21 protein-coding genes and 2 tRNA genes are annotated in these 26,733 nt (G+C 66.3%); 14 read left to right on the top strand and 9 right to left on the bottom strand.

What is annotated here, in order from left to right; all coding sequences use genetic code 11:
- Window positions 1–15: 15 nt before the first annotated feature.
- Window positions 16–1,266, bottom strand: coding sequence for a phosphotransferase (locus HTS88_RS05835; RefSeq protein ID WP_174176404.1), 1,251 nt, complete (start codon window positions 1,264–1,266; stop codon window positions 16–18).
- 142 nt (window positions 1,267–1,408) lie between these two features.
- Here HTS88_RS05835 and nudC point away from each other — a divergent pair, with 142 nt between their 5' ends.
- Genes nudC through HTS88_RS05820 form a run of 3 tightly spaced genes read left to right on the top strand, consistent with a single transcriptional unit; the run spans window position 1,409 to window position 5,223 of the window.
- The gene (gene nudC / locus HTS88_RS05830) at window positions 1,409–2,431 is read left to right on the top strand and encodes an NAD(+) diphosphatase (RefSeq protein WP_174176402.1); all 1,023 of its coding nucleotides are present in this window, start codon (window positions 1,409–1,411) and stop codon (window positions 2,429–2,431) included.
- A 57-nt stretch (window positions 2,432–2,488) separates the two neighbouring features.
- A complete protein-coding gene (locus tag HTS88_RS05825) occupies window positions 2,489–4,624 on the top strand; it encodes an ATP-dependent DNA helicase UvrD2 (protein ID WP_174176400.1) in 2,136 nt (711 codons plus the stop codon).
- Entirely contained in the window at window positions 4,624–5,223 is a 600-nt protein-coding gene (locus HTS88_RS05820) for a M48 metallopeptidase family protein (protein ID WP_174176399.1), read from the top strand. Before HTS88_RS05825 ends, HTS88_RS05820 begins: the two co-directional genes overlap by 1 nt.
- Before the next feature lie 36 nt (window positions 5,224–5,259).
- Here the strand turns inward: HTS88_RS05820 and HTS88_RS05815 are convergent, their stop codons facing one another.
- Window positions 5,260–6,726: a zinc-dependent metalloprotease gene (locus tag HTS88_RS05815; protein ID WP_174176397.1), complete on the bottom strand. Its 1,467-nt coding sequence runs from the start codon at window positions 6,724–6,726 to the stop codon at window positions 5,260–5,262.
- A gap of 321 nt (window positions 6,727–7,047) precedes the next feature.
- Between HTS88_RS05815 and HTS88_RS05810 the strand changes: the two genes are divergently transcribed.
- The 5 genes from HTS88_RS05810 (at window position 7,048) to HTS88_RS05790 (ending at window position 12,706) form a co-directional block, all read left to right on the top strand.
- Window positions 7,048–8,076 carry a YlbL family protein gene (locus tag HTS88_RS05810; protein ID WP_174176578.1) on the top strand — a complete coding sequence of 343 codons (1,029 nt, stop codon included), beginning with the start codon at window positions 7,048–7,050 and terminating at the stop codon, window positions 8,074–8,076.
- 167 nt (window positions 8,077–8,243) lie between these two features.
- Window positions 8,244–11,228 (top strand): UPF0182 family membrane protein, encoded by a 2,985-nt coding sequence (locus HTS88_RS05805; protein ID WP_174176576.1) that lies wholly within the window; start codon window positions 8,244–8,246, stop codon window positions 11,226–11,228.
- A 121-nt stretch (window positions 11,229–11,349) separates the two neighbouring features.
- Window positions 11,350–11,423: transfer RNA gene (locus HTS88_RS05800), tRNA-Met, on the top strand.
- 135 nt (window positions 11,424–11,558) lie between these two features.
- A tRNA-Met gene (locus HTS88_RS05795) sits at window positions 11,559–11,632 on the top strand.
- A gap of 141 nt (window positions 11,633–11,773) precedes the next feature.
- Window positions 11,774–12,706 carry a cytochrome b/b6 domain-containing protein gene (locus tag HTS88_RS05790; protein ID WP_174176395.1) on the top strand — a complete coding sequence of 311 codons (933 nt, stop codon included), beginning with the start codon at window positions 11,774–11,776 and terminating at the stop codon, window positions 12,704–12,706.
- A gap of 36 nt (window positions 12,707–12,742) precedes the next feature.
- Here the strand turns inward: HTS88_RS05790 and HTS88_RS05785 are convergent, their stop codons facing one another.
- The 3 genes from HTS88_RS05785 to HTS88_RS05775 all read right to left on the bottom strand — a co-directional run bounded on the left by HTS88_RS05785 (window position 12,743) and on the right by HTS88_RS05775 (window position 17,221).
- Window positions 12,743–14,176 carry a cryptochrome/photolyase family protein gene (locus tag HTS88_RS05785; protein WP_174176393.1) on the bottom strand — a complete coding sequence of 478 codons (1,434 nt, stop codon included), beginning with the start codon at window positions 14,174–14,176 and terminating at the stop codon, window positions 12,743–12,745.
- Between the two features lie 101 nt (window positions 14,177–14,277).
- Window positions 14,278–15,069 (bottom strand): PspA/IM30 family protein, encoded by a 792-nt coding sequence (locus tag HTS88_RS05780; protein WP_174176391.1) that lies wholly within the window; start codon window positions 15,067–15,069, stop codon window positions 14,278–14,280.
- A 106-nt stretch (window positions 15,070–15,175) separates the two neighbouring features.
- Entirely contained in the window at window positions 15,176–17,221 is a 2,046-nt protein-coding gene (locus HTS88_RS05775; protein ID WP_174176389.1) for a TPM domain-containing protein, read from the bottom strand.
- Window positions 17,222–17,508: 287 nt separating this feature from the next.
- On the opposite strand from HTS88_RS05775, the gene HTS88_RS05770 reads away from it, so the two are divergent.
- From HTS88_RS05770 to HTS88_RS05755, 4 genes are all read left to right on the top strand, one after another.
- Window positions 17,509–19,158, top strand: coding sequence for a S1C family serine protease (locus HTS88_RS05770; protein ID WP_174176387.1), 1,650 nt, complete (start codon window positions 17,509–17,511; stop codon window positions 19,156–19,158).
- 255 nt (window positions 19,159–19,413) lie between these two features.
- Complete coding sequence (locus tag HTS88_RS05765; protein ID WP_174176574.1) at window positions 19,414–20,214, top strand: electron transfer flavoprotein subunit beta/FixA family protein; 801 nt, start codon at window positions 19,414–19,416, stop codon at window positions 20,212–20,214.
- A gap of 14 nt (window positions 20,215–20,228) precedes the next feature.
- Window positions 20,229–21,176 (top strand): electron transfer flavoprotein subunit alpha/FixB family protein, encoded by a 948-nt coding sequence (locus HTS88_RS05760; protein WP_174176385.1) that lies wholly within the window; start codon window positions 20,229–20,231, stop codon window positions 21,174–21,176.
- Between the two features lie 4 nt (window positions 21,177–21,180).
- A complete protein-coding gene (locus HTS88_RS05755; protein WP_174176383.1) occupies window positions 21,181–21,960 on the top strand; it encodes a PIG-L deacetylase family protein in 780 nt (259 codons plus the stop codon).
- Between the two features lie 81 nt (window positions 21,961–22,041).
- On the opposite strand, the gene HTS88_RS05750 is transcribed toward HTS88_RS05755, so the two are convergent.
- From HTS88_RS05750 to HTS88_RS05735, 4 genes are all read right to left on the bottom strand, one after another.
- Window positions 22,042–22,944: an anti-sigma factor gene (locus HTS88_RS05750; RefSeq protein ID WP_174176381.1), complete on the bottom strand. Its 903-nt coding sequence runs from the start codon at window positions 22,942–22,944 to the stop codon at window positions 22,042–22,044.
- Window position 22,945: 1 nt separating this feature from the next.
- Window positions 22,946–23,554: a sigma-70 family RNA polymerase sigma factor gene (locus HTS88_RS05745; protein ID WP_217432248.1), complete on the bottom strand. Its 609-nt coding sequence runs from the start codon at window positions 23,552–23,554 to the stop codon at window positions 22,946–22,948.
- A gap of 195 nt (window positions 23,555–23,749) precedes the next feature.
- On the bottom strand, window positions 23,750–24,217 hold the full coding sequence (locus HTS88_RS05740; RefSeq protein ID WP_104185011.1) for a tRNA (cytidine(34)-2'-O)-methyltransferase: 468 nt from the start codon (window positions 24,215–24,217) through the stop codon (window positions 23,750–23,752).
- A 22-nt stretch (window positions 24,218–24,239) separates the two neighbouring features.
- On the bottom strand, window positions 24,240–25,190 hold the full coding sequence (locus tag HTS88_RS05735; protein WP_174176379.1) for a J domain-containing protein: 951 nt from the start codon (window positions 25,188–25,190) through the stop codon (window positions 24,240–24,242).
- 205 nt (window positions 25,191–25,395) lie between these two features.
- Here HTS88_RS05735 and HTS88_RS05730 point away from each other — a divergent pair, with 205 nt between their 5' ends.
- Both HTS88_RS05730 and HTS88_RS05725 read left to right on the top strand, forming a co-directional pair.
- Complete coding sequence (locus tag HTS88_RS05730) at window positions 25,396–26,088, top strand: hypothetical protein (RefSeq protein WP_174176376.1); 693 nt, start codon at window positions 25,396–25,398, stop codon at window positions 26,086–26,088.
- Window positions 26,089–26,135: 47 nt separating this feature from the next.
- The coding region (locus HTS88_RS05725) for an aminotransferase class V-fold PLP-dependent enzyme (RefSeq protein ID WP_174176374.1) at window positions 26,136–26,733 on the top strand (598 nt) is incomplete at its 3' end.

The raw sequence follows: 26,733 nt of genomic DNA, 5'->3' as shown, positions 1-26,733 counted from the left end.
TCTCGCGCCCCGAGGCTAGCGCTTGTTGGCCTCAACAATGGTGAGGGCAGCCGTCGACGTGTCATCCGGACCACCTGGTGCGTCAGGGGCGCCGCCCCCGGTGCCGGCCGGGGGAGTTGCAGGTGCAGGTGTGGGGTCGACGGGGATAGGGGTCACGTGCACGGCCGGCTGGACTGCCGGTACCGGAAAGACGGTGACCGGAGGCACCGCTGCCGGCACATCGCCGTCGGCCGCCCGTAACCCGGGGCCAGCCCCTGCCCCCGCTGCAGGTTCCACGGAAGCAGGCGCAGCCTCGGCGGGGACCGTGGCAGCCGCCGGGGACGGAAGGGGCTCAATGCTGATGGGCTGCCCGCCGTGCTCTGCAATGTCGCTGGCCAGGGTGGCCAACATCTCTTCCGCCTCCGCCACCATGGTGGCATCGCCGGCCGCGATGCCCTTGACCAGATACTGGGCCAGGGCGAATTCGGCCGACAGCGCTGCCCGCCGAAGCAGGTGCTTGTCGGGCTTGTCGCGGCGGCCGGCGGTGTAAGCGGCCAGGACGGCGCCCACGAAGTCCTGCTCGTTGGATGCCACCAGCCAGGCAAAGTCGTCGGCGGGGTCGCCGATGCGGAGGTCTGTCCAGCCGGTCACGGCGGTGACCCGGGAGCCCTCCACGAGAAGGTTGTCCTCATGCAGGTCCCCGTGCACCACGGAGGGATTGAAGCGCCACAAGGACACGTCCTCAAGTGCGTGCTCCCAGCGCAGCAGCAGGGCCGGAGGAATTTTTCCGGTGGTGGCGGCCTGGTCCAGCTCGTTCAGCCTGCGCTGCCGGAATTCGTTGGGGGTATAGCTGGGCAGGTCGGCATTGCTGACGATCGCGCGGGGCAGATCGTGGATGGCCGCCAGTGCCACGCCGATTTCCCGGGCCAGGGCATCCGGCCCGGCCGTCAGTTCCTCAACGCTGCGGGTGCTGCCGCCCAGATGCGAGTACACGAAAGTGCTCAGGCTTCCCAGGCGCACGCTGCCGGCAACCGTGGGCATCAGGAAGGGCAGTTCGGCGCGGATGGCCGGCGCGAAGGCGCGCAGCACCAGGAATTCTGTTTCCAGGCGGGCGCTGGCCTCGGCGTGGCGCGGCGACCTGACCCGCCAGCGCTTCCCTTCCGAGTCGAGGAGCAGCGCTGAGTCGAAGTCCGCGGGGTCGTCCGGAGCAGAGCTAACTGCCGTCGGTGTCAGCCCGGGGACTGCCGCGGTTGCAACGGCTGCCAGTTCAATCGCTTTTCTTCTCACCTTTCAACGGTAGATTGCCTGCGGGCCGGGAGGCCGGTCCGGCGGCGGCGAGTCTTGAGATACCTGCAAATAGGGGGGGGGTGGTGCCGCGGTGGGACGGCTGGAAATGTCATTTGTCAGCCCCAGTCAGTACGGTGGACCTATGAGCCATGCGGAGTCTGTTACACCGGTCTACCAGGGGCAGCCGGCAACGCTGCCTGCGAACCACCTCATGGACACCCTCCTCCCCGTCAGGCCGGCGCTGGTGGACCGCGGGTCGGCCGTCCGGACGGCGCCGGGGATCGTGGACGAACAACTGGCCAGTCCCGGAACGCTCGCTGTTGTGCTGTCCGGGCGGCAGGGCCTGGTGCAGGGCGGCGGCCTGTGCGTAGCCGCCGCACAGCCGTTGTTCCAGGAGCTCACGGCAGCCGGGTCGGCGCCTGAACTGGTCATCTACCTGGGCTCCGCGCTTCCGGATTCGGATCTGCCGGCTGGAACGGGGCTCCTGCTTTATGTGCTCCCGGAGCAGGTTGCTCCGGGTACAGCCGGGATCCCGTCCGATGCCCGCTGGGCCGGCTTCCGCGAGGTCGCAGCGGGGCTGAGCGCCACACACACTGCCCTCTTTGTGGAGGCCAGTGCCATCACCAACTGGCACGCCGGGCACACCCACTGCCCGCGCTGCGGTACCCCCACGGAGGTCGAGGCCGGCGGCTGGGTCCGCCGGTGTCCTGCGGATTCCTCGGAACACTACCCACGGACAGACCCGGCCATCATCGTTACCGTTGTGGGTCCGGACGGACGGCTGCTGCTGGGCGGCGGCGGTCCGCTGGACGCCAGGAACTATTCCACGCTGGCCGGCTTCGTGGAGCCCGGGGAATCACTCGAACAGGCCGTGGTCCGCGAGATTTATGAGGAGGTGGGAGTCCGGGTGACCACATGCCAGTACCTCGGATCGCAGTCGTGGCCGTTCCCGGCCTCCCTTATGCTTGGATTTACCGCCGTCACCGAAGACGCCGAGGCAAGGCCCGACGGCGTTGAGGTCACCAGGGCGCGCTGGTTCAGCCGGGAGGAACTCCAGGAGGCTGTACTCGCCGGCGATATCACCATTTCGAGCCGGCTTTCCATTGCCCGCTCGCTGATAGAGCACTGGTATGGCGGACGCATCCGGGACCTGGCCGAGGCCTGACCCACCACGAATCCACCAGACTCCAGCACGCGGTAGTCGAGACAAAGAGCAGCAGAAGTGACTACAGAACAATTTGACGGGGCAGCATCCCTTGAGGACCGCATCCTGGGAGGCCTGGACGCGGAGCAGCGGGAGGTGGCCAGCACCCTGAGCGGGCCGCTGTGCGTCCTGGCCGGGGCGGGGACCGGAAAGACCCGCGCCATCACCCACCGCATCGCCTACGGCGTCCATTCCGGCGTCTACTCGCCGCAGCGGCTGCTGGCCGTGACTTTCACGGCCCGCGCTGCGGCCGAGATGCGCAGCCGGCTGCGTGACCTTGGAGCGGGAAACGTTCAGGCGCGCACCTTCCATGCCGCGGCGCTGCGCCAGCTGCAGTTTTTCTGGCCGCAGGCTGTTGGCGGTACCCTGCCCAACCTGCTGGACCACAAAGCCCAGATGCTGGCCGAGGCCGCCCGGCGGCTCCGGCTCAGCACCGACAGGGCTTCCATCCGCGACCTCGCCTCGGAGATCGAATGGGCCAAGGTGTCCATGCTCACGCCGGCAAACTACCTGGAAAACGCGCAGGACAGGGGAGCCCCGGGCGGCTTCGACCTCACCGCCGTAGCCCGCGTCTTCCAGTCCTACGAGGACGTCAAGACCGACCGCAACGTCATTGACTTCGAGGACGTCCTGCTGATCACGGTGGGAATCCTCCAGGAGGACGAGAAGGTCGCTGCCACCGTCCGTGAGCAGTACCGCCACTTCGTGGTGGACGAGTACCAGGACGTTTCCCCCTTGCAGCAGCGGCTCCTGGAACTCTGGCTGGGCGGCCGCGACGAGCTCTGCGTTGTTGGAGACGCAAGCCAGACCATCTATTCGTTCACCGGAGCTTCCCCTAAGCACCTGCTGGAGTTCAAAGCCCGCTATCCGCAGGCCAACGTGGTCAAGCTCATCCGGGACTACCGCTCCACGCCTCAGGTGGTGAAGCTCGCGAACGACCTTTTGGCGGGCAGGCGCAGCGGAGGTCCCGTGGCCGACGCCGCCTGGGCCTCGCCCCTGCAGCTTGTGGCCCAGCGGCCGGCAGGCCCGGCGCCGCAGTTTACGGAATGTGCGGATGACGAGGCGGAGGCCGCCACGGTTGCCCAAAAGATCAAGGCACTGCTCGACGCCGGGACACCCGCCAGCGAGGTTGCTGTCCTGTTCCGCACCAACGGCCAGTCCGAGGCATACGAACAGGCCCTCGCCGCCGCCGGCATCGGCTACCAGCTGCGCGGCGGTGAACGGTTCTTTGCCCGCAAGGAGGTGCGCGACGCCATCCTGCAGCTGCGCGCGGCCACCCGGGCCGTCGCCGAGACGGACTCCCCCCAGCCGCTCGGGCAGCTGGTCCGCGACATCGTCTCCTCGCTTGGCTACACGGATGCGGCCCCGCACAGCGGCGGGGCCCTCCGGGAGCGCTGGGAGTCTCTGGCCGCGCTGGTTGCCCTTGCGGATGAACTGGTCCAGGTACGGGGCACACAGTTCAGCCTGGCCGACTTCGTCAACGAACTCCAGGAACGTTCCCTGGCGCAGCACGCCCCCACCGTCCAGGGTGTAACTCTTGCCTCCCTCCACGCAGCCAAGGGCCTGGAATGGGACGCCGTCTTCCTGGTGGGGCTCAGTGAAGGGCTGATGCCCATTTCGTTTGCCGACTCCCCGGAATCGGTGGACGAGGAACGCCGGCTCCTGTACGTGGGAATCACCCGGGCACGTGAACACCTGTCCCTGTCATGGTCCACCGCCCGGACCCCGGGCGGCCGCGCCAACCGCAAACCCTCAAGGTTCCTTGATGGATTGCGTCCCGACTCCGTGGCCAGTTCAAGCACCCGGGGGAAGGTGACGGTGACCCGCAGGAAAGCCGCCGCTCCCGCCATGTGCAGGGTCTGCGGAAGCATGCTCGGCACCGGGGCGGAACGCAAAGTGGGCCGGTGCAACTCCTGTCCGCCGGGCTACGAGGAACAAACCTTCGACGCCCTCCGTAACTGGCGCCGGGAGGTTGCCCTCTCCGCCGAGGTGCCCGCATTCGTGGTGTTCACCGACGCAACCCTGACGGCCATTGCCGAAGCACGCCCAGCGTCGCTCGAAGAGCTCGCCCGGCTGGCAGGGGTGGGACCTGCAAAGCTTGAACGGTATGGGGAAGACGTCCTGCGTGTCCTGACGGAAAGCACGTCGCTGTAATGGCCGGCCACTTCGCGGGGCATAAGGTGGCGGCTGCTGCTTCCATCACCACGGAGGACGGCGCGCCTGTAGTGGTCCGGCGTTCGTCCCGGCGCACCCGCACCGTAGCCGCGTTCTGGGAGAACGGAACCGCGGTGGTCGCGATACCCGCCCGGTTCACTGCTGCCCAGGAAGCCGAATGGGTGCACAAGATGGTGGCAAAGCTGCAGCGCCAGGGGGAGCGGCGGGCGGCAGCGGGCAGGAGGCGGCCGGCCACGGACGCTGCCCTCGCGGAACATGCGGCTCAATTGTCTGCCAAGTACCTGGGGGGACGCGCCGTACCGACGTCGGTGCGCTGGGTCAGCAACCAGAACTCGCGTTGGGGTTCTGCCACTCCGGCAGAGGGAACCATCAGGCTCTCGGACAAACTGCGTCCCATGCCCCAGTGGGTGATCGACTACGTCCTGCTCCATGAGCTCGCCCACTTGCTGGTGGCTGCGCACAACGCTGCCTTCTGGCAGCTGCTCGAGGCGTACCCGGAGACGCAGCGGGCCAAGGCGTTCCTTGAGGGTGTTTCCTTTGCCACCGGACGCGGCATGGCAGACCCCGACGCTGACTGAATCCGTACTGCCGGCAGCCACCGCCGGGGCGGGGTCCTAGCCTTTCGGCTGGCCCTCCTGGCCCTCACTGCCCTCGTCGTCGGGACGCCCGCCGTCGTCCTTCTTTGCAGTGCCGTCCTGTCCGCCGGCGCCACTGCCTTCTTCCGCTTCCGGCGGGGAGTCGAAGCCGCCGCTGAGGAGCTTCTGCAAAGCGTCGTCCACTTCGCTGTCACTTGCTTCTGCCAGCTTGCGGCGCCCGCTGAAGCCCTTGGGATCGTCCAGGTCCTCGGCAGTGGGCAGCAGGTCCGGGTGGTGCCAGATGGCGTCGCGGCCCTCGATGCCGCGTTCTTCCTTGAGGGTGGCCCACAACGTGGCGGCGTCGCGCAGCCTGCGGGGCCGCAGCTCCAGCCCCACCAGGGAGGCAAAGGCGTGCTCCGCCGGACCGCCGGTTGCCCGCCGGCGCCGCACGGTCTCCCGCAGCGCGCCCGCGGACGGCAGCAGGTTCTCGGTGGCCGCGGCAGTGAGCTCGTCCACCCAGCCCTCCACCAGCGCCAGGGCGGTCTCCAGCTTTTCGAGGGCCTGGTCCTGCGCCGGCGTCCGCTGCGGCATGAAGACACCCTGCGACAGGGCCTCCTGGATGCCTTCCGGGTTGCTGGGGTCAAGGTCCCGTGCAAGTTCCTCGATGCGCGAGGTGTCGATGTGGATACCGCGGGCGTACGCCTCGATGGCACCCAGCAGGTGTCCGCGGAGCCAAGGAACCTGGACGAACAGCCGTGCGTGGGCGGCTTCCCGCACTGCGAGGAAGAGCCGGATGTCGTTCTCGGGCAGGGACAGGCCCTCCCCGAACGCCGCGACGTTGGCCGGCAGCAGAGCCATCTCCAGGTCCGCGAGGGGGACCCCGATGTCGGTGGAACTGACCACATCAGCGGAGAGGGCACCGATGGCCTGGCCCAACTGCATGCCGAAGATGGCGCCGCCCATGTTCTGGAGCATCGAGGACGCCCCGCCCATCATGGACTTCATTTCCTCGGGCATCTGCTCCGTCATGGCCGAGGACAGCGCATTTGCGATGCTGTTGGCCACCGGCTCGGTCAGCCGCTTCCAGGTGCCCAGCGTGGCCTCTACCCATTCCGCCCGGGACCAGGCCCGGCCGATCAGGCCCGTGGCGGGAAGGTCCGTGACGGGGTCCAGCCACAGCTCCGCCAGGCGGAGGGCCTCGTCAACCTCGCGTGACTGCTGGGACGTTACCGAAGGGTCGCTGCCGCTCGCGGCAACACGGCGGGCGTTGTCGTGGGCAAGCTGCCAGTTGACGGGCCCCTCCGAAGGGGCGCTCATCATTGCCTGCACCTGGGAGAACATCTGCGCCAGCAGGTTGGGGTCGTTCGGAAGCCCCGCAGCCTTGGCCAGTTCAGCGGGGTCGAAATTCTCCATCCCCTTGCCGCCCATCAGGTTCTGCAGCATCTCGGTCAATGGATCCTTGGGGGTGTCGTCGCCGTTGGACGGATTGAGTGGATTGGAGGTCATGATCCCGCCGATCGTCGGTGTGGCTGTCAACCTTCACGGTACCCCGGCCATGGTCGGCTGTCTGCCGGACGGCGTCGTCGTTCGCTCTAGGCAAAGAGCTGGCATCCACCTGCACCGCGTAGTCTTGGTTGGGTGACTACAACCCGTGGCGGCCACCCCTCAGACGACCACGCTCCTGAGCTCTTCACCCGCGGCCTGCCTGCGCAAACAGGCGAAACACGCGTGCCGGGCACGTCCGCCCATGAGGAAAGGGCCGACGACGGCACGGCGGGCGGTGCGCCCGCTCCGGAACGCGCTCCCCGGGACAGGAAAGTGTCGGCGATGCTGCTCGCGGGAATGTCGGCGCTGGGCCTGGGAATTGCCGTGGGCACCCTCCCCGTTCCTTACGTCGTGGAGTCGCCCGGCCCGACGTACAACACCCTGGGCGAAAGCCAGGGGAGCCCGGTCATCAGCATCAGCGGCCGGGAAACCTACCCGGCCAAGGGAAACCTGGACCTGACCACGGTCTACGTGGACGGCGGCCCCAACGGCCCGGTCAGCATCCTGGATGCGTTTTCGGCGTGGGTTGACCCTTCCAAAGCCGTGCACCCCGTGGAACTGCTTTATCCCACGGGCACCACCAGGGAAGAGGCAGAGGAACAGAGTTCCGTGGCGATGACCACGTCACAGGAGAACGCCGTAGCTTCTGCCCTCAAAGAGCTTGATATCCCGTTCGGGCAGCAGCTGCAGGCCGCCGGCCTCTCCGAGAATTCGGCCTCGGACGGAAAGATCCAGCCCGGCGACATCCTGAAGACCATTAACGGCAAGGACATCACCTCGGTGGCGGTCGTCCAGGAGGAACTGGCCGCGGGAAACGGCGTGCCGGTCTCTGTGGCAGTGGAGCGTGACGGGAAGTCCGTCACCGAAACCATCACCCCCCAGGACAACGGCGAGGGCCGCTTCATCCTCGGAGTAATGCTCAAATACCTGTTCACCTTCCCCTTCGACGTCGAGATCTCGCTGGAGAAAGTCGGCGGTCCCAGCGCGGGGCTGATGTTCTCCCTGGGGATCATCGACACCGTCACACCGGGAGACCTGACGGGCGGCAAGCACATCGCAGGGACCGGAACCATCTCCCCGGACGGCCTCGTGGGCCCCATCGGCGGCATCGAACAGAAACTGCAGGGGGCCCGGGCCGCGGGAGCAACGTTGTTCCTTGCCCCCGCCGCGAACTGCCAGGAAGTAGCAGGGCACATCCCCGACGGGCTGCAGGTAGTCCGGGTGGAGACCCTGGCAGAGGCGCGCGACGCCGTCAAACGTGCAGGTAACGGTCAGGACACGTCCGGCCTTCCGGCCTGCCCGGGCAACTAGACTGGGCGCAACTAGACTCGACAGGAACTAAGCTCTACCGCCACTCGTGGCAAATATGACGGACGAAACCGGCCGTTTGACCGGTGCCGGACGTCGCACGCACGCACGCTCTGATTTATCTGACGACCAGCTATGAGGTACCCAGTTTGTCCCGTCCCGCCAGCACCATGTCCACAGGCAGGCCCCCTTCACGACGCGGGGCGTTGACGCCCACCTTGATCGTTGTTGCCCTGGTGGTAGTGGGCTTCATCTTCTTTGCCAACGTCTGGACCGACGTCCTCTGGTACCGGCAGTTGGGGTTCATCGAGGTCTTCGTCACCGAGAACCTGGTCCGGATCGGTATCTTTGCCGCCGGTTTCGCCATCATGTTCCTGGCGGTGTTCTTCGCGATCCGCATCGCGTACAACGCCCGCCCGGTGTACGCGCCCGACTCCGAAATCAGGGACAACCTGAACCGCTACCAGGCGCAGCTGGAACCCGTCCGGCGCGTTGTCATGATCGGGCTCCCCGTCCTCTTCGGGCTCTTCGCCGGCAGCGCCGCCGCGAGCCAGTGGCAGAAGGTCCTCCTGTTCTTCAACCAGGAGCCCTTCGGCAAAGAAGACCCCGAATTTGGTATGGACATCAGCTTCTACCTGATGTCGCTCCCGTTTTTTGGTTTCGTGACCGGCTTCCTGATCAGCGTTGTGGTGATTGCCGGGATCGCGGGCATCCTGACGCATTACCTCTACGGCAGCATCCGCCTGATGGAACGCGGCGTCTTCACCAGCCGGGCCGCACAGATCCATATCGCCGTCGCCGGCGCTTCCTTCCTGGTGCTTCTGGGACTCAACTTCTGGCTGGACCGCTTCACTGCGGTCCAGAGCAACAGCGGACGCTGGGCCGGCGCCCTGTACACGGATGTCAACGCCGTCATTCCCACGAAGGCCATCCTCGCCGTGGCGGCGGTGCTCGTTGCCGTCCTGTTCGTTGTCGCTGCCATCATCGGCAAGTGGCGGCTGCCGGTTATCGGAACCGCCATGCTGGTCATCACGTCCATCCTGGCCGGCGGTGTCTACCCGTGGGTGATCCAGCAGTTCCAGGTTCGTCCCTCGGAGGAGACGCTGGAAAAGGAATACATCCAGCGCAATATCAACAACACGCGTGAGGCCTACGGCCTGGACAAGATCCAGGTGGACCGCTACAATGCCACCAACACGGCCAGCACCGGAGCCCTCGCGCCCGATGCCCAGACCACGGCAAACATCCGGTTGCTGGACCCGAACCTGATTTCGGATGCGTTCTCCCAGCTTGAGCAGTACCGCCCCTACTACCAGTTCCCGGAAGCCCTCAATGTGGACCGGTATGAGGTGGACGGCAAGATCCAGGACACCGTGATCGCGGTCCGCGAACTCAACCCCGCCAACGTGGCAACCAACCAGCAGGGCTGGCTCAACCAGCATGTTGTGTACACCCATGGCTACGGTGTTGTGGCTGCAAAGGGCAACAAGTTCACCGTGGACGGCAAGCCGGAATTCCTGCAGTCGGGTATTCCGTCAACAGGTGTCCTGGGTGACGATTCAACCTATGAGCCCCGAATCTACTTCGGTGAATCCTCTCCCGACTACTCGATCGTTGGCGCGCCGGACGGCGCCCCAGCCCGCGAGCAGGACCGGCCGTCGGGCAGGGAAGGCGAGGGGGACAACCAGTACACCTTTGAAGGCAACGGCGGCCCCAACGTGGGCACGTTCTTCAACCGCGTGCTCTACTCCATCAAGTTCCAGTCCTCGGACCTGCTGCTTTCGGACGGCGTCAACCCCGAGTCGCAGATCCTGTATGACCGCAGTCCCCGTGAGCGCGTGGAAAAGGTTGCCCCATACCTGACCGTCGATGGGAACGCTTATCCGGCAGTGGTGGACGGCCGCGTCAAATGGATCGTGGATGGCTACACCACCAGCCAGTTCTACCCGTACTCCCAGCAGGAGCGGCTTTCCGATGCCACGGCGGACACCCAGACCACGTCCGGCCGCGCGGTTGCCTTGCCCAACAGCACCGTCAATTACATCCGGAACTCGGTGAAGGCCACCGTTGATGCATACGACGGTTCGGTCACCCTGTACGCCTGGGACGACCAAGACCCGCTGCTGAAGTCCTGGCAGAAGGTGTTCCCCGCCTCTCTCAAGCCTTTCTCGGAGATGTCCGGCGATGTCATGAGCCACGTCCGGTACCCGGAGGACCTGTTCAAGGTCCAGCGCCAGCTCTTGGGGGAGTACCACGTGACCGATCCGTCCACGTTCTACCAGACCAAGGATGTCTGGAGCGTGCCGGCGGATCCCACCGTTGAATCCAACAGCGGCGTTAAGCAGCCGCCGTTCTACATGTCCCTCCAGATGCCGGACCAGGACAAGCCCGCCTTCCAGCTGACGTCGTCGTTCATCCCGCAGATTGTCAACGGGAACGCACGCAACGTGCTCTATGGCTTCCTTGCCGCTGACTCGGATGCCGGGAACGAGGCGGGTGTGAAGGCGGAGAGCTACGGCAAGCTGAGGCTGCTGCAGATCCCGCCGGAGATCCAGGTGCCGGGTCCCGGCCAGGCGCAAAACAAGTTCAACTCCGATCCCACGGTTTCGCAGGCCCTCAACCTGCTGCGCCAGGGAGCGTCTGAAGTGCTCAACGGCAACCTGCTGACGCTTCCGGTAGGCGGCGGCATCCTGTACGTCCAGCCTGTCTACCTCAAGTCGACCGGCGAAACGTCGTACCCCACACTGCAGCGCGTCCTGGTGGCATTCGGCGACAAGGTGGGCTTCGCCCCCACCCTGGACGAGGCACTGAAGCAGCTCTTCGGAGGAGACTCCGGGGCTGCCGCGGGCGATTCGGACAACAACGGACAGACCCCGGTAGATCCGGCTGCGCCGGGAACCCCTGCGGGAGCTGACGCCAAGGCTGAGCTGAAGGCCGCGCTGGATGAAGCGAATGCGGCGATCCGGGAGGGCCAGTCGGCTCTAGCTGCAGGGGACTTCGCAGCCTACGGCGAGGCGCAGAAGAAGATTGCGGCTGCCCTCCAGAAGGCAGTGGCTGCGGAAGCGAAGATCCCGGTTGCCGCACCCGAGGCCACGCCCGCGCCGGCAGCCACCGATGCGCCTGAAGCGAGCCCGTCACCCTCAGCCACCAGCTGATCACGACGGCGGACAACGGCACCTGCTCCTTCGGGGCAGGTGCCGTTTGCGTTGGCGAGACGGAGATCACGCGTCCACGATTTGGCCTTGTGTTCACGTACCGGTAAAGTAGTTCTTGCGACGCGGGGTGGAGCAGTTCGGTAGCTCGCTGGGCTCATAACCCAGAGGTCACAGGTTCAAATCCTGTCCCCGCAACTGATGGAAGCATCCGGACACTGGAAACAGTGTCCGGATGTTTTTGTTTAAGCGCCGGGGACTTCCTGCCGACCCAGGCGAGAATTCCCGAGTGGAAAACGCGGCCGGAAAACTAGTGTAGTGTTGTTTCAGCGACGCGGGGTGGAGCAGTTCGGTAGCTCGCTGGGCTCATAACCCAGAGGTCACAGGTTCAAATCCTGTCCCCGCAACTATGTGAAGACCCTGACCGGCTACCAGCCGGCCGGGGTCTTCTTTTTTCCGTGGATACGTGCAGTTCCTAGTATTCTCTTTCGCAGAGCCTCACACGCCGTGAGCACTTGGCCAGTCATTCTCGAGAGGAATGTTGTTCGATGTCCACACCCACGAAGAAGCCCCGTACCGCGGCGGGTCAGCGGTCGCGACTCTACTGGGGGGTGCCTGCCGTCCTCGGAGGGCTGGTCCTGGTGGTGCTGGTTGCCAGGTGGCTGATGGGGCTGCCCGCCGTCGCTTCCTTCGTGGCTGACTATCCGGGCCATTCGGAGCTTCCGGACAATGCCCCCGTGGGCTTTCCCGCCTGGCTTGCCTGGCAGCACTTCCTGAATGCGTTCTTCCTGCTGCTGATCATCCGTACCGGGTGGCAGGTGCGGACCACCACCCGCCCCAGCGGGCACTGGACACGGAACAACAAGGGCCTGATCAAGACGAAGAACCCGCCCACCAAAATCAGCCTTGAGCTGTGGTTCCACCTGACGCTGGATGTCCTGTGGATCCTCAACGGCCTGGTGTTTGCGGTGCTGCTTTTCGCCACCGGCCAGTGGATGCGGATCGTGCCCACCAGCTGGGACGTCTTCCCCAACGCGCTCTCCGCGGCACTGCAGTACGCGTCCCTGGACTGGCCTACCGAGAACGGCTGGGTCAACTACAACGCGCTGCAGTTGCTGTCCTACTTCGCCACAGTCTTCATTGCCGCTCCGCTGGCGTTCATCACGGGCCTGCGGATGTCCGGTGCCTGGCCCAAGAAGGCTGCCGGCCTCAACAAGGCGTTCCCCATCGATTGGGCGCGCGCCGTCCACTTCCCGGTGATGATCTACTTCGTGGCCTTCATCGCCGTGCACGTCTTCCTGGTGCTCGCCACCGGAGCCCTGCGCAACCTCAACCACATGTACGCCGTGCGCGACGACGACGGGTGGTTGGGTTTCTGGGTGTTCCTCGCCTCGGTGGTGGTCATGGTGGCCGCCTGGTTCCTGGCGCGCCCGCTGTTCCTGCGGCCCATCGCGTCCCTGATGGGCAAGGTCAGCCGCTGACGGGCGCCTGGCAGCAGCCCACGCCCGTGGAGCGGGTCAGCTGTCCCTGAGCTTCTGGTAGGCCTCAAGGGCCCGCTCCCTGGACTCGGGCAGGTCCACCAGGGGCCCTGGATATCCCTCCAGTTCCACGCCGGCCTTCCAGGGCTCGTGGATCGTCATTCCGTCCAGGTCCGCCAGCTCGGGGAGGTAGTGGCGCAGGTAGGTGCCCGCGGCGTCGAATTTCTTGCTCTGGGTGACGGGGTTGAAGATCCGGTAGTACGGTGAGGCGTCCGCTCCTGAGCCGGCAACCCACTGCCAGTTGGCGGGATTGCTGGCCGCGTCCGCGTCCACGAGGGTGTCCCAGAACCAGGCTTCCCCGACGCGCCAGTCCGTCAGGAGGTTCTTGACCAGGAAAGACGCCGCGGCCATCCTCACCCGGTTATGCATCCAGCCGGTCTGCCACAGCTGGCGCATGCCTGCATCGACGAACGGATACCCGGTCCGGCCCTGCTGCCAGGCTTCCAGCTCATCCTTGCCGGGCTTCTCCCATTCGAACCGGTCGAAGTCCGGACGGTAGTTGCGGGTGGCAAGATCCGGGTTGGTGTATAGAAGGTGCCAGCAGAATTCCCGCCAGCCGAGCTCCGAGCGGAAGATGCCGACGTCGGCAGGCACCTTGTCCGGGTAGCGGCGGCGGATCTGCCGCCACACACGGAAGGGGCTGACTTCGCCGAACCGCAGATGGGGTGAAAGCCGGCTGGTACCTTCCACCCCGGGGATATTCCGGCCGGTTCCGTATTCCTCCGCCGGCCCGTCCAGGAAATCTTTGAGCCGGCGCCCGGCGCCGTCCTCGCCCGGCTCCCAGACCGCGGCGAGTCCGCCGCTCCAGTCGGGGGTGGAGGGCAGGAGTGCCCAGCCATCAAGGGTGTCGCCCGCCTGCGTGGTCCCGGTTGACTTCGGGGGCGCCGGCAGCGTTCCCGGAACCTGGAGGGGATCGCGGATATCAGCGCCGGCAAGGCAGGCCCGCCAGAACGGCGTGAACACCTTGTAGGGTCCGCCGGCGCCGGTCCGGACAGTCCAGGGCTCAAACAGGAGGTTCGCCTGGTAGCTCGAGGCGTGGATACCGTTCTCAGTGGCCCACGCCTTGACAGCGGCGTCCACCGTGCGCTCCGGCCGGCCGTAGCGGCGGTTCCAGAAGAGGTGGCGGGCGTTGGTTTCGGCTGCGAGCTCCCTGACGACCTCTTCGGCCGGCCCGCGGCGGAGGAGCAGGCGGGAGCCTTTGGCTTCCAGTGCACCCGCGAGTGAGGCAAGGGAATGGTGCAGCCACCACTTCGTGGCTCCTCCAAGCGGCCGGACGCCTTCTGACTCCTCATCGAGGACGTAGACGACCGTCAGGGGCAGCCCGAGCGCGGCTGCTTCGGAAAGCGCGGGGTTGTCATCAAGCCGAAGGTCGTCGCGGAGCCAGACGATGGAAGTCTCAGTGGAGGAAGCCATGCAACCACGCTACACACTGGCGGGAACGGATAGGGCCGGGGCCATCAGTGGCCCCGGCCCTACCGGTTGTCTCTAGAGCAGGCGGAACGTCCCGCCGCCGGTCACAGTTTGTCGAAGTCTGCTTCGTCCACCGTTGAGCCCGTTGCTGCCGAGCCTGCGGCGCCGAGGGCCGGCTTCGACGAGTTGCCGGACTTCAGCGCGGCCAGGCGTGCCTCGATCTCAACCTGCTCACCGAGGTCCTCCAACTGGTTGAACTGCGCGTCCAGGCTTGAGGCTGCGAGTTCCTGCTGGCCACGGACCTTGGCTTCCTCGCGGCGGATTTTCTCCTCGAAGCGGCCCACTTCGCTGGTGGGATCCATGAAGTCGATGCTCTTGATGGCATCGTGGACCTGGGACTGGGCTGCAGCGGTCTTGGACCTGGCCACCAGCTCATTCCGCTTGCTGGTCAGCTCGTTCAGCTTGCCCTTCATCTGGTCCAGGCCGGTCTTGAGCTTGTCCACCACTTCACGTTGGGAGGCGATGCTGGGTTCTGCCCCCTTGGCCTCATTCTCGGCGGACATCTGGCGCTGCAGGGCCACCTTGGCAAGGTTGTCGAACTTCTCGGCGTCAACAGTGTCGCCGCTGGCCCGGTATTCGTCCGCCTTCCGCGACGCCGCGAGGGCTTTGTTACCCCAGTCCTGTGCGTTCTTAACGTCCTCGCGGTAGTCATCCTCGAGCATCCGCAGGTTCCCGATGGTCTGCGCCACGGCGGACTCGGCCTCCGCGATGTTGTTCGTGTAGTCCCGGACCATCTGGTCCAGCATCTTCTGGGGATCCTCAGCGTTGTCCAGCAAAGTGTTGATGTTTGCCTTAGCCAGCTGCGCGATACGGCCAAAGATGGACTGCTTAACCATGTTGCTACCTTTCGTCCTGCTCTGTGGTGACCACTGAAATCAGTGAACAGTTATGGTGTGGCTTGTGCGGGGCCCGGACTACAGGGGCGTTCACTCCGGCCGCGGCCTAGAAATCTCCGCCGCCGCCGGAGTCGCCGCCCCAGCCGCCGCCCATGTCCCCGCCGCCAAAATCTCCGCCGCCCCAGCCGCCGCCGTCGCTGTGGCCACCGCCCCAGCCCGCGCCGCCGCCTCCATTGAGGATGGAGTTGATCAGGATGCCGCCCAGGATGGCGCCGCCGAGGCCTCCGCCGCCGCCTCCGCCGAACATGCCTCCGCGGCCGTAGCCCTGGTTGGCGTAGCCACCGAAGTGGTCCACATCAGCCTGTGCCAGCTGGGCTGCCTGCGCCGCCAGGGCATGCCCCTGCTGGGCGTAGGTGAGGGCAGTCACAGGATCGGTGCGTGCAATGGACAGTGCGTAATCCAGGTTCCGCTGGGACTCGGCCAGGCGTGTGCGTGCCTCTGTCCCCACACCGCCGCGGCGGGCGGTGATGTAGTCCGAGGTCGCGCTGATCTGTGCCTGGGCAGACATTATGGTCTGCTGGAGCGAGGCCTGTGCCCGGCGGGCCTGTTCCTGCTGGTCCCTGATGCCGCTGAGGGCCTGGTCCAGTGACTGGTGGGCAGTCTCGACGCGCTGCAGGGTGGCAATAGGGTCGATTTTGCCGCCCTGGATCTCCGCCTTGACCTGCGCCAAGGCATTTTCAACTCCGGCGACCGGACCGGCGAGCTCGGGGTGGGCGCCCGACTGGATCATGGCCCGCGCCTGGGCGAGGTCCTGGGAGGTGTCCACTACTGCGCTCTCGAGGCTGCTCCGGGCTTCATCCAGGTTGGAGGAAACCTTGGCGATGGCGTCGAGGAGGACGTTCGTCTGGTGCAGGCTCTCTTCGGCTGCGCGGACTGCCACTGCGGCAAGGCTGCCTTCGCCCTCAGCCAGCTTCTGCTGCGCGGTGGCGGTAGCGTTCTGCACGAATGCCAGGCGTTCCTTGGCCTGCAGGATGTTGTCGGAAACCTGGGTCAGGGCACTTTCCGCATACCTGGCACGGAGGGAGGTAAGGGACTCTTCGGCACTGGAGATTTTCGAGTCCGCTTCGCGCGCACCGGCGTTGACTGCTGCCAGTGCCTGCGGTGCGTTCTTCTCAAGTTCACGCAGGGAATCGAAGTCGGCCTTCTGCTCCTGGAGCGATGCCAGCGCGGCTTCGGACCGGCGGATGATCTCGCCGAGCCACGTCCGCTGCTGCTCTTCGGTGTCGGGGATGTGATCGTCCAGCTGCTGCTGCAGCTTGAAGGATTCGCTCAAGTGGGCCTTGGCTTCATGCAGCGCCTTGGTGAAATTGCCGACGGCGGAGTCACCGTACTGTGCCTGGGCGAACATGAGTTCCTGCTCGCTGGACTTGATGGCGTCGTCCGCCTCGATCAGGAGGGAGCCGCCCTTGCGGCGAAGTTCCTCGATGCTCAGCGACGCGAGCGGATCGAGTTCAGCGCCCTGCGGACCGTAGCTGGCGTTGGCTGCCTGCCCGGCTGCTGCTTTTTTGCGCTTGTTGCGGAAGTAGAGGTAAGCGCCGGCTCCGCCGGCAGCTACAACACCTGTTCCCACAAGAACTGCGGCCCCGGCACCGTCGCCGGGGACATTGCCGCTGCCACCGCCGGCGGCATCGCCGATTGCTGCTGCTGTGTTGATTGCCGCCTGCGCATAGTTGTCGTTCGCGAGCTCCGGACCGATGGCCTTGCTCTTGATGTTCTCGATCTGGGCAGCCGTGATCTTGCTGCCGCCCTTGTTCAGGACGTACTGCCTGGTCTCGGTAGCTACCGCGAAGATCAACGCGTTGGAGCCCAGATTGGCTTTTTCGGCCACAGCGTCCGACCAGGCTTCCCGGTCTGCCGGGTTCTCAAACCTCTTGACGGTGACGACGTGCAGCACAGTGGCGTGATCCGCGCCGAGCTTTTTAATGGCATCCTGGACCTCGCCCTTCTGCGAGCCAAGGACTCCGGCAGCATCCACAATTTTGGTTGCGGGGTCCAGGGCGACCGGATCCTCGGCCCAGGCCGCGCCAGCGGGCAACGCCAGGAAGGCGGTAAGGCCGATCACGGCGAATAAACGTTTGAACTTTGACCGCATGTGCAACCCTTCAGCACGCCTGACACCGATTCGGGACGAATCAGTCGTCTCAGAATCCAGCAGCGCCCCCACGCTTGGTGTGAAGCCGCAGGTCGCTGTGGCAATTCATCTTGATTCTATGGTGCACCCCACAGCCCGTCCATCGGCCCGAATATGCCAGCAGCGAAACGCCGGTCCGCACGTCAGCCGCGCCAGGAACCGGCGCTCAGGAAGCTCTCAGCAAACATCCGAGCTTGTTCCAGCCAGGGAGTCCATAGTTAATGCAGACGAGGATGAAAGGAAGTCCCATGACTGAGAACCAGACGCCGGGTCCGGCTTCGCGGAACAGCGGCCAGGACCGGCAGGATCCCTGGGGGCAGAACAACGGGCAGGCAGAGCGGCCGGCCGCGGGGGATCAGCCGGCAGGTGCTCCCGGAGCGAATGTATCCGGCCCCCGCCAGTACCCCACCGACCGCATTGAGCAGCAGGGCACCAACCCCACCCAGGAACTCCCCGGAGCCCAGCGTCCCGTCTATCCCCAGCGGCAGCCCTCCTACGGCGGGCAGTACGCGGCGGGGCAGGACCCGTCCGCCGCGCAGGCGCCCGGGCACCAGGCGCCCCACCCCGGCTACGGCTATACCGGCCAGGAAAACCAGTACGCGGGCCAGGGCCACGGCACCAACAACCTGACTGGTGCCAACAGCGCCCACAGCGGGACTGCCTTTACCCCCAACCCCAAGGACGCGCCACGGCGGAAAGCGACATTCGGCGTGGGCACCCTCGTCGCCAGCATCCTCGCGGCCGGACTGGTGGGAGGGGGAGTGGCCACGGTCGGTTCCGCGGAACTTTTCGGCAACACCGGATCGGGTGCTGCAGTGAGCAGCAACAGCCAGCCCGGGACGGTCATCGTCAACAACAAGGACAACGTCAACGCCATAACGGCAGCTGCCCTGAAGGCCTCGTCCAGCGTGGTGACCATCAGTGCCTCAAGCGGCGGCTCCGGCGGCACGGGCTCCGGGATCGTCCTGGACGACCAGGGGCATATCCTCACCAACACCCACGTCGTCACCCTGGACGGCCAGACGGCCGACGCTGCCCTGGAAGTGCGGACCAGTGATGGGAAGGTTCTCACCGCCAAACTCGTTGGCACAGACCCGTTGTCTGACCTCGCAGTGATCAAGGTGGACAACGCCTCCGGCCTGACCCCGGCCACCCTGGGCGATTCCGGGAAACTGAACGTGGGGGACACCGCCATTGCCATCGGCTCGCCGCTGGGCCTGACCGGCACCGTGACCGACGGCATCGTTTCAACGCTCAACCGGACCATCAGTGTTGCCTCCGCGGCCGCCCCCGAAGAGGGGGACAACGCCGAGGGCGATGACGAGGGCGGATTCCAGTTCGCGCCTCCGGGCGGCGGACAGAGCCAGCAGACGGCCGACCAGGGCGAGATCTCCATTAACGTCATCCAGACCGACGCCGCCATTAACCCCGGAAACTCCGGCGGTGCACTGGTGAACAGCAGCGGCGAAGTGATTGGCGTTAACGTGGCCATCGCGTCCGCGGGATCGAGCGCATCCTCGACCAGCGGCAACATCGGCGTTGGCTTCAGCATCCCCATCAACCATGCCAAGCGGGTGGCGCAGGAAATCATTGACACCGGCAAGGCCTCGCACGGCCAGCTGGGTGTCAGCGTCAAGAAGAAGACGGCCTCAAGCGCCGCTTCCGGGTTCTCGGTGGGCGCGGACGTTGCCACTGTGGAGGCGGACTCTGCGGCCGGCAAGGCAGGGATCAAGGTGGGCGACGTGATCACCAAGTTCAACGACCTCGCCATCGGGGAACCGGAGCAGCTGACCGCGGCTGTCCGGGAACAGCCCGCCGGGTCCAGCGTCAAGATCACGGTCCTGCGAAACGGCAAGGAGCAGACGTTCGACGTCACGCTGGGCGCCGCCGCCAGCTAGCACGGTGCCGGCAACACTTCCAGGCTGAACCTACGACGGCGGCGTCCCCCTTTGGCGGGCGCCGCCGTCGTGATGCATCCGCCGCGCACAGCGGCGGGGGAGCGCTGACACAGGCGTTAACGGAAGAGGGCGCCGGGGCACGCCTATATGGTTAGCTAGGAGCTACCCGCATGCCGGGGCATTCCGCGGCCATGACCTCACCCGGCTGGCTGTCCACAAGCATGGAAGGCTGCTGTAAACACAGTGGAAGATACATTGAAGATCATCGTCCTGGTCAAGCATGTACCGGACGCCCAGTTTGACCGCCACCTCACCGGTGAGGGCTACACGACTGACCGCGACGAGAGCATCCTGTCCGAGCTTGACGAATACGCCCTGGAGGCGGCGCTGCAGCTGGCCGAAGCCCGTGGAGGAGCGAAGGCGGGAAACCAGGTCATCGCGCTGAGCATGGGCCCCTCGGGTGCCGTCAACGCCATCAAGAAGGCGCTGCAGATCGGTGCAACCGAAGGTGTGCACCTGACCGATGACGCCCTGGCAGGTTCGGATGCCGCGGCCACGTCGCTGGCGCTCGCTGCCGCCATCCGGCACCTGGGCAGCGACGCCCCCGTGGACCTGGTCCTGACCGGCATGGCGTCAACCGACGGGGAAACCTCGCTGGTCCCCGCGCAGCTTGCGGAGCGCCTGGACCTGCCACAGGTCACCTTCGCCTCGTCGCTGGAGGTCGACGGCGGCCGGCTCACCGCACGCCGGGACGCCGACACGTCCTCCGAGACAGTGGAGGCCCCGCTGCCGGCAGTGGTTTCGGTGACGGACCAGATCAACGAGCCGCGCTACCCCAACTTCAAGGGCATCATCGCTGCCAAGCGCAAGAGCATCACCACCCTCTCCCTTGCTGACATCGGGGTGGACCCGGCGCAGGTTGGGCATGCAGGGTCCTGGACCAGCGTGCTCAGCGCCGAGGAACGTCCGCCCCGCACTGCCGGCACCATCATCACCGACGAAGGCGACGCCGGCATCAAGCTCGTTGACTTCCTGGCCGCCCAGAAGCTGCTCTAAGAGGGACCACAGACATGGCAAAAGTACTTGTATACATTGACAACCCCGGCACGTCGCTCAAAAAGAGCAGCCTCGAGCTGCTCACCCTGGGCCGCGCGCTCGGGGAAACCGCGGTTGCCCTCAACGGAAAGCTGCACGACGACGTTGCGGCCGCCTTTGCGGAGTACGGCGTCGGCACGGTGCTGCTTCCCTCGGCCGAGGACCTTGATGATTTCCTGGTGGCACCCAAAGCGGCCTACCTGGCCGCTGCCGCCGGGCAGGCCGGGGCCGATATCGTCCTGCTCGACAACTCGCCGGAGGGCAAGGAAATTGCTGCACGGGCAGGAATCCGCCTCAATGCGGGCGTCATCACGGACGTCGTGGCAGTGGACGCGGACGGCACCGCGCACAAGTCGGTCCTGGCCGGCTCCTACAACACCGCCTGCAAGGCCGGAACTGCAGTGAGCGTCCTGACCGTGAAGGCGAACAACGTAGTCCCCGAACCCGCTGCTGCTCCGGCCGCGCTGGAGACGGTCACCGTTGAGGTTCCCGCCGTCAGCGCCGCGGCCCGGATCACCGCCCGGGAACAGAAGGTTGCCAGCGGCCGCCCGGACCTCACGGACGCACGGATCGTCGTAGCCGGCGGACGCGGCCTGGACGGGGACTTCGGGCCGGTGGAGGAACTGGCCGATGCCCTTGGAGCGGCGGTGGGCGCCTCCCGTGCGGCCACCGACGCCGGCTGGATCAGCCACGACGCGCAGGTGGGGCAGACCGGAAAGACCGTGTCCCCGCAGCTGTACATCTCGGCGGGCATCTCCGGCGCCATCCAGCAGAAGGCCGGCATGCAGACCGCAAAGGTCATCGTTGCCGTGAACAAGGATGCCGAATCCCCGGTGTTCGAGATCGCGGACTTCGGCATCGTCGGGGACCTGTTCGACGTCCTCCCGCAGGCCACTGCAGAGATCAAGAAACGAAAAGGCTGATTCTTTGACTGCTTTTCCCCAGCAGGCACAGAGCCCGTTCAACCCGGACGAACACCGGGTTGGGCGGGTGCTCTGTTTTGCGGCGCACCCCGACGACATCGATTTCGGTGCTGCCGGCACCATCGCTGCCTGGACGGCCGCGGGCGTTAAGGTCAGCTACTGCATCATGACCGACGGTGACGCAGGTGGCTTTGACCCCGCGCACCGGGCCGACATCATCGCCCTTCGCGACGCTGAACAGCGCCGGGCCGCCGAACTGGTGGGGGTTACCGACATCCACTACCTCCACCAGCGGGACGGGTACCTTGAACCGTCGCACGAGGTGATGAAGGGCGTGGTGCGGCTGATCCGGGAAATCCGTCCCGACGTCGTGCTGTCCATGCACCCGGAACGGAACTGGAAGCGCATCCAGAAGAGCCACCCGGACCACCTCGCGGTGGGGGAGGCCGTAACGCGTGCCGTGTACCCTGCCGTGGAAAACCCGTTCGCCTACCCGGAACTTGCCGAGGCCGGACTGGAGGCCTACAAGCTTCCCTGGCTGTGGCTCTACGCCGGGCCCGAGGAGCGGGAAAACCACTTCGTGGATGTCACGGAGCACGTGGAGTCCAAGCTCGGGGCGATCCATGTCCATGTCAGCCAGCACCCCGACGTGGACGCCATGGAGGCAACCGTCCGGCGGGGCATGCGGGACAACGCCGGCCGGGCGGGCCTTGCGGACGGAAGGAGCGCTGAGGCCTTCCACGTGGTGGCTGTCAACGGACCCGGGACCATAGCCGGCTTTTGAGGACACAACAGCGAAAGCGCCCCGTTCCTTCCCTTGACGGAATGGAACGGGGCGCTTTGTGCGTCTTCCCGGGCTTGTGCCTTATGCCCCCAGCGGGGCAGCGGCAACGGTGGGCAGGGTGGGGGACTGGGATCCGCCTGCCGGCTCAACAGTGATCCCGAGCGCTGCGGCAGAGGAGATCCCCTCCACCACGGCGGGCTTGGAGAGGGCTTCCTCATCCATCAGGCCTTGGGACACCGGCGCGGAGCCATCCTTGGGGATCAGCCACATCTGGTAGACCTTCCCCGCCGGCGGGGCGGGAACGCCGTTCATCTTGACGACGGCGGCGTCCTCCGATGAGGAAATCAGGAGGGTCGCTGTGCCGCCACCGGCCACGTCCACCGATGCTTCCCGCAGGTCACCGGCGCGGACCACCTGGTTGAGGGGATCGTTCTGGTCTGCCAGGTAGGACCCGACGCCGACGCCGCCCAAAGCTATGGCGGCGGCAGCCGCGACTCCGGCGAGCCAGCGGCGGGTGCTGCCAGGCCTGCGCCGTTCCTCGCGGCGCTGCCGGGCCCGGGCGAGTTCGTCTCCGCCGCCGGGCTGCACACTGGCCGGCTGCGACGCTACGGGCTGTCCCGGTGCGAACTGTCCTGCTGCACTTTGTCCGGGTGCAGGTGGAGCCGGGGTATTTGCGTCCGGCCCGCCCTGGGCAGGGAGTTGGGCAACGATACGGTCGAAAAGGTCAGCGGGAGGCTGCTCCTCGACACGGAAGGTCCTTACGAGGGTTTCCCTTGCCTGGCGCACCCGGTCGAAGAACTCGGTCCGTTCCGCTGCAGGCGCGGCCGACATGTACTGTTCGATCGCCCGGCGTTCCTCTTCAGTTACTGCATCCAGTGCATAGAGTTCGGCCAGGTCCACGGCGCGGCCGGAAGCGAGGTCCATGGCAACGGTGTCGCCAAAGGAACCGGAACGGCCGTTGCGGCCGCTGTTGGTTTCAGTCATCTCAACTCACCCCCAGACAGGTCTTCAGTCGGATCAATCCATCGCGGATTCGGGATTTTATGGTGGGCACTGCGGCGTTCAGGCGTTCGGCAACCTCACGGTAGGTAAGCCCGCCGTAGTACGCCAGGCGCACAGACTCCTGTTGCGTTTCGGTCAGTGTTTCCAGGCACCGCACCACGGCCTCTGCCTCCAGCCTGCTTCCCACCTGGTCGGCCACGGAGTCGTGGTCGATGTTCTGGGTGCTGGCGCCGTACTTGGCCTCGCGGTCCGTGGAGGACTGCGAGGAACGGACCCTGTCCACGGCCCGCCGGTGCGAAATGGTCATCAGCCAGGAGAGCGGACTCCCTGCCTTGGGGTCGAACTTCGATGCGTTCTGCCACACCTGGAGGAAGACCTCCTGTGTGGTGTCCTCGCTAAGTTCGGGATCGATCAGGACCCTGCGGGCCATCCCGAAAACGCGGCGTGACGTCAGCTGGTAGAACTCGGCAAAGGCCGCCTGGTCACCCCGGCCTATGCGGTCCAACAGGACTGAAAGCCGTTGGCTGAGGTCGGCCGGAGGGTCTGTCACCGCGGCCTGGGCCTCGGAATGTGGCGCGTTGGGGGTTTCCATCACTACCAAGCATAAGTCTCCGGACCGCGAATCCTCAGCAGTAGCGCCGTGGCTGCTGCGGGAGGTCCTGGAACCTGACTCCAGCAATGTCACCTGCAGCTCCTCGAACGCCTGGGAATGTTGTCAGGAGTGATTCGGAACAGCCGCGCGGATGGATTGGCCGGATGCGCAAAGAAGTTGCAGGCCTGTGCAGCGTCAGATTTTGGCGCCGGCAAATCCCTGCTGGCGCCAGGCTTCATAGACGGCGATGGACGCGGCGTTGGCCAGGTTCAGGGAACGCAGGGCCGGCAGCATGGGCAGCCGCACCGTGGCCGTCACATGCGGATCGGCCTTCAGTTCCGGCGGCAGCCCCACAGATTCGCGGCCGAACATCAGGACGTCGCCCGGCTGGTAGGAGATATCGGTGTAGCTGGCGGTTCCGTCAGACGTGAAGGCATAGACCCGCTCCGGTTGCAGGTGCTTCCAGGCATCCTCGATGCTGGGGTGCACGGTGACGACGGCCAGGTCGTGGTAATCCAGGCCGGCACGGCGGAGCTTCGCATCCGAGAAGTCGAAACCCAGCGGTTCCACGAGGTGCAGTTCGGCGCCGGTGATGGCTGCGAGCCGGATGGCGTTGCCGGTATTGCCGGGGATTTCGGGGGCATGGAAAAGGATGCGGAACACCGTTCCATCCTAGCCACCGTTGTCAGTGCATGCCGCGCAGCAGCCTGGCCAGCACCGGAACGTTCACCGTGTTGGGCGCGGGCCCGGCAGCAAGGAATTCCTTCAGGCCGCGCACCATCCCTGCCGCGTTGACAACCTGCACTGCCTCGAGGGCCCCTGCTGTACGGCGGTGGTTGTCTATCACCGGCTCGTGGAGGTTGCCGCCGGGGTTGAGCACCACGGTCCATCCCGTGACGTTCAGTTCCGGGAAGATGTCCTGCATGGCCCTGACAACGTGCGCGAGCTGCGGCGGAGCAATGGCGCGGCCCCCGTGGTTCAGTGTGCGCCCGTCCCAGGCATAGGCGCCCTTGGGCAGGAGCATGGAGCCGATCAGCGCCAGCCGGTAACCGGACAGGACGGCGTGGTCGATGTGGCTGTTGTCGGCAGGGGACTGGAGGCCGTTGATCAGGCGTGCGGCCGGGATGGCCGGCAGGACCTGGCGGGTCAGGAGCTGGACCGTGCGCATCTCCCGCTGGATGCGTGCCTCGGCCCCGAAAATGCCGCGTTTGCGAGGCATGCCGTGCACCTGCCGGCTGGCGACTGCCAGGGGAACCAGCGGAACCTCGCCGGCAGGGGCATCCTCATACGGCGGGACGTACACAGGGGGATCGCCGGCGGTGTTGCGGATGTTGCCTTGCCGGTGCACTGTGGCCGACGCGCGGCTGCCCGCCGGCGGCGCGTCGAAATGGGCCTCCGTGTCAGAGTCCTCGTTGCGCAGCGTCCCGGCGGCATAGGAGCGGTCGTATGCCTTCCGGCGGATGGGGTCGATAAGGGTTTCGTAGGCGCGCGTCACCTGCCGGAACGCGGCGGCATCACCGCCGTGATCTGGATGGGCCGTCCGGGCGGCCCGGCGGTAGGCCACCTTGATCTCCTTCTCCGTGGCCGTTACCGCCACGCGAAGTACCTGGTAATAGGAGCTGCTGCTCTCGGTCAAGCCCTCATCCTTCTCTTGATATGGCCAGTCTTCGCAGGTAGCCCGGTCCGCACAGTTTAACGGCCTGTCCTGAACAACGACGCTCCGGCACCCCAGGGTTCCCCGGTGGCCGAGACCGGGTGCGGGCGCCGCAGGCAAGTGCCTTTAGACTCGTGCATGCGCGGCCGTCCCGGCTGCGGCTCAACGTATTGGGGCAGGAATGGAAATGCCGACGACGGCGGGAATGGCCGGCAGGGCCAGGCGGCGGGTGGTGCCGGTGTTGGCAGCCGCAATGGGAGCTTTGCTGGTTGGCGGCTGCAGCGTGGACGTGCGGGACCCTGCAGCTCCCCAACCTGTCGCCAGCACGCCGGCGGCGCTGGCCACCCCAACCATCACACCCGGGCACGATGCCGCCGCTGTGGCCGCGCAGGACCTTCCCTTTGCCGCCGGCGGCAGCCTGGCCCCGGGCATGCCCGTAGGCATCGGGGACGGACTGAAGGACGCGCCGGGATGGAAGCCCGCCGGCAGCGTGGCCGCCGAAGCCCGGTACGCGAAGGAAAACGGCTGCCTGGTGGCAGCCAGGGTGAGCACCAACCAGGCTGCCCTGGTCCGGGGTGACGACAGGGAATCCACCGTTGCGCTTTTTGAGTACCTGGACCCGTCCATCTTGCCCGGCTACCTGAAGACGGAGACGCTGCAGTGGGGCGCGGGCCCTGAAGGGCCGGCCAGGACCGTCGAGGTCCTGGCCCTGGAGCAGGCAGCCCAGCCGGCTGGAAGGGCAACTGCGGTGCTGGCCAGGCTGTTCGGCACGGCCGGGTCCTCCGTCTACATCTCCCTCTCGTGCCCGGATGCTGCCGCGCTCGCAGGGGCGAGGGCCGACGTCGCCCGTTTCCTGCCGGTGGTCCCGCCGTCCGCCTAGCACCGGACGGCGGGACGCCCGGCAGGGCGGGCCGGTAGAATTGTGCGGTGCCCGTCTACCTCGATCATGCAGCAACCACCCCCCTTGCGCCGGAAGCGCTGGCAGCGCTGACCCGTGAACTGGCCCGCACCGGAAACCCGTCCTCGCTGCACGGTTCCGGCCGGCGGGCCCGCCGTGCCGTGGAGGACGCCCGTGAAGCTGTTGCTGCCGCCGCGGGAGGGCACCCGTCGGAAGTCATTTTCACGTCGGGCGGTACGGAGGCTGACAACCTGGCCGTGAAGGGGCTGTACTGGTCCCGCGTGGCTGACGCGCCAGCGCGGCGCCGCATTCTTTGCTCCGCCGTCGAACACCACGCGGTCCTGGACACAGTGGAGTGGCTGGAACGGCACGAAGGCGCCGAGGTGGCCTGGCTGCCGGTGGACAGCGACGGGGTGGTGGACCTTGCCGTCCTTGACGCCGAACTTTCCCGTGACCCGGCCACCATCGCCCTTGTCACCGTGATGTGGGCCAACAACGAGGTGGGCACCATCCAGCCCATCACCAGGATCGTGGAGCTGGCGCACGCCGCCGGCGTCCCCGTCCACTCGGACGCGGTCCAGGCGTTCGGCTCCCTCCCCGTTGATTTCAAGGCCTCAGGCCTTGACG

The organism is Pseudarthrobacter oxydans, from assembly GCF_013314975.1.
In the GTDB taxonomy this organism is placed as follows: domain Bacteria; phylum Actinomycetota; class Actinomycetes; order Actinomycetales; family Micrococcaceae; genus Arthrobacter; species Arthrobacter oxydans.
The sequence above is the reverse complement of the archived record's forward strand: the minus strand, read 5'-3'. Positions and strand labels throughout refer to the sequence as shown.